At 47.1% G+C, this 3,149-nt stretch carries 3 protein-coding genes; all 3 read left to right on the top strand.

Annotation, left to right across the window (positions count from 1 at the left end; translation table 11 throughout):
* On the top strand, positions 1–128 hold a 128-nt coding region (locus PX484_RS25835), incomplete at its 5' end, for a phosphoenolpyruvate carboxylase (RefSeq protein WP_353853206.1).
* A gap of 732 nt (positions 129–860) precedes the next feature.
* A complete protein-coding gene (gene glyA, locus PX484_RS17620; protein WP_287668773.1) occupies positions 861–2,144 on the top strand; it encodes a serine hydroxymethyltransferase in 1,284 nt (427 codons plus the stop codon).
* A gap of 78 nt (positions 2,145–2,222) precedes the next feature.
* Positions 2,223–3,149 (top strand): glycosyltransferase family 4 protein (locus PX484_RS17615; RefSeq protein ID WP_288104945.1); only part of this gene is annotated, 927 nt, incomplete at its 3' end.

Raw genomic sequence — 3,149 nt, 5'->3', positions numbered from 1 at the left:
GTTTACGTCAATACAATAGTCAAGCTCAATCCGGTGTGATTCATTTCCGCTATTCTAAAGAGGAGTTATTAAGGGGCGCTTTAATGACGATTAATGGTATTGCCGCAGGGATGAGAAATACCGGTTGATTACAGATAATTAGGGTGTGCTGAAAAAGTGTATTGGTGGGGGCAGGGTGTGGGGTGTAGGGTGTAGGGTGTAGGGATTTTGAGGGGGTCAACCACCTAATTTTCAGGGAAAAAGTCCCTGAAATTTCCCTCCGATCCCCGCAATGGCTGGCACTTTTTGAGGGGAAAAAAGTCTAAAAATCTTACCCAATAAGGTTTTTAGATTTTTTCAGCCAGCCCTAATTAATGGTAGTTTTCCGGTGGTTATCTTGAAGGTAATCCCCCCCTATTTTTGTGATTTGTCAACTTTTTCTAGAATTTCTACTAAGTTGTTATTTTTCAAGGGAAAATTACCGCTAAAATTGGGCTTTATTGCCGATTTTATCACTCAATCCCAGCCTTTGGGGGGTTCTATTGGCTAATATTAAGTAGCTGGTTATAATTAAATTAAAAATGGATTTTAGGTTCGATCCCCCCTGCCCCCCTTGATAAGGGGGGTGCCGATCCCCCCTTAGTCCCCCCTTTAATTCCCCCTTGATAAGGGGGGTGTCTGATAATTTTTAACGCCTACCTACTTACTATCACTTATGGACTAAAAATGAAGATTTGACCGCTAACAGTTGACAATCGATGATCGATCCCGAAGAGAAGCAATTAAGCTCACTGGTGTGTCGGAAGATTAGAGATTGTGCCAAAATGGAGAAAGTGACCGAAGGATTACAGGTAAATTGTTAAAGAAAGGATCGAGTAACCGTGACTGATACGAACTTAGATATACTATCCCTGACCGATCCAGCGATCGCAGGGATTTTGCAAAAAGAACTGCAACGTCAAAGAGATCACCTAGAATTAATCGCTAGTGAAAACTTTACCTCGGCTGCCGTCATGGCCGCCCAGGGTTCGGTTTTAACCAACAAATACGCGGAAGGACTGCCCAAAAAACGCTACTATGGCGGTTGCGAATACGTTGACGAAGCGGAACAATTAGCGATCAATCGGGTTAAACGACTATTTGGGGCAAATCACGCTAACGTACAACCCCACTCCGGGGCCCAAGCTAATTTCGCCGTTTTCCTGACCCTCTTGCAGCCAGGCGATACGATTATGGGCATGGATCTCTCCCACGGTGGTCATCTTACCCACGGTTCCCCCGTTAACGTTTCCGGGAAATGGTTCCGAGTCGTACAGTACGGAGTAAGTCCCGAAACCGAACTCCTCGACTACGATCTCATCCTTGACATCGCCCGCAAGGAAAAACCCAAACTAATTATCTGCGGTTATTCTGCCTACTCGCGCCAGATTGATTTCGAGAAATTCCGCGCCATCGCTGACGAAGTGGGGGCCTACCTGATGGCAGATATCGCCCATATTGCCGGTTTAGTGGCCACTGGTCATCATCCTAACCCCCTACCCCACTGTGATGTGGTCACTACCACCACTCACAAAACCCTGCGCGGTCCTAGGGGGGGTTTAATTATGACCAAAGACGAGGAATTAGGCAAAAAATTCGATAAATCCGTCTTCCCCGGTACCCAAGGCGGTCCCCTAGAACACGTGATTGCAGCGAAAGCGGTGGCTTTTGGGGAAGCATTGAAACCGGAGTTTAAAATCTATTCGGGCCAAGTAATCGCTAATGCCCAAGCTTTAGCCGGTCAGTTGAAGGCTAGAGGGATTAAAATTGTCACTGATGGTACGGATAATCACTTGATGTTACTCGATTTAAGATCCGTGGGCATGACCGGGAAAGAAGCCGATCGCTTGGTGAGTACTATCAATATTACCGCTAATAAAAATACTGTTCCCTTCGATCCCGAGTCTCCCTTTGTCACCAGTGGTCTGCGCTTGGGTTCCCCGGCTATGACCACCAGAGGACTAGGAGAAACGGAATTTATCGAGATTGGCAACATTATCGCCGATATTCTCCTTAATTCCGGTGATGAAGCCCTGAGAACTGCTTGCCGTCAACGGGTAGGGAAACTTTGTGAAAGCTTCCCCCTCTATCCCCATCTCCATATTTCCGTCCCCGCCTTGGCCTAAAACGAGAGATAATAAAAACTCATAATTGGCGATTGCCTGTCAGTGGCCAATTGTGAATTAAATCGCCCCCCAATTCCCATGTCTGGAGATTTATACTATCTAATTGCTTTTCTGATCGCCCATACCGTGGTACTTTGGAGTACCCCCCTCGTCAGAACCGTCGGACTGAAAAGCGGTTACGTCGATAAACCCAACGAAAGGAAGGTCCATGAAAAGCCTATGGTTCGACTGGGGGGAGTTTCGATTTTTGTCGGCGCTTTAACTGCCCTCCTGATTGTTTGGTGGTTGGGAGGGTTTGCAGGTTTAAACAGCGATCGAGAATGGGAAGTGTGGGGCGTAACCCTAGGCGGTTTGGGCTTTTTCCTCATCGGTCTAGCGGATGATCTTTTTAATCTTTCCCCCCTCAATCGTCTGGTAATGCAGTTTAGCGTCGCTTTTCTAGCTTGGCAAGCTGGCGTTAGGATCGATTTCCTCTCTATTCCCTTCGGCGATTTATTACAAATTCATTGGCTAAGTTTGCCAGTTACTCTCCTCTGGTTAGTGGGGATGGCTAACGCGATTAATTGGATTGACGGTTTAGATGGATTAGCGGCAGGGGTTTCGGGTATATCTGCCGTGGTGATTTTGATTGTAACTTTGGTGATGGGACAACCGGCCGCCGCTATTATCGCCGCCGCTTTAGCGGGTGGGGCCTTGGGTTTTCTGCGTTACAATTTTAACCCCGCCCAAATTTTTATGGGGGATGGTGGGGCCTATTTTATGGGTTTTACCCTCGCGGGTGTGGCGGTGATTGGATTGGCTAAAACTACTGCTGTGACTACTGTTGCCGTTACCGCCGTCCTATTACCCTATCTCATCCTCGCGGTTCCTCTCCTCGATATGTCCACGGTGATTATTTCCCGTCTCAAACGCGGAAAATCCCCTTTTGTGGCTGATAAACGTCATTTACACCATCGTTTACTGAAAGCGGGTATCTCTCACCGTCTGACAGTATTATTTATCTAC

The sequence above is a fragment of the Microcystis sp. M49636_WE2 genome (assembly GCF_030065375.1).
In the GTDB taxonomy this organism is placed as follows: Bacteria; Cyanobacteriota; Cyanobacteriia; order Cyanobacteriales; family Microcystaceae; genus Microcystis; species Microcystis aeruginosa_C.
Note: the sequence above shows the minus strand (reverse complement) of the source record. Positions and strands in the feature narration are given on the sequence as shown.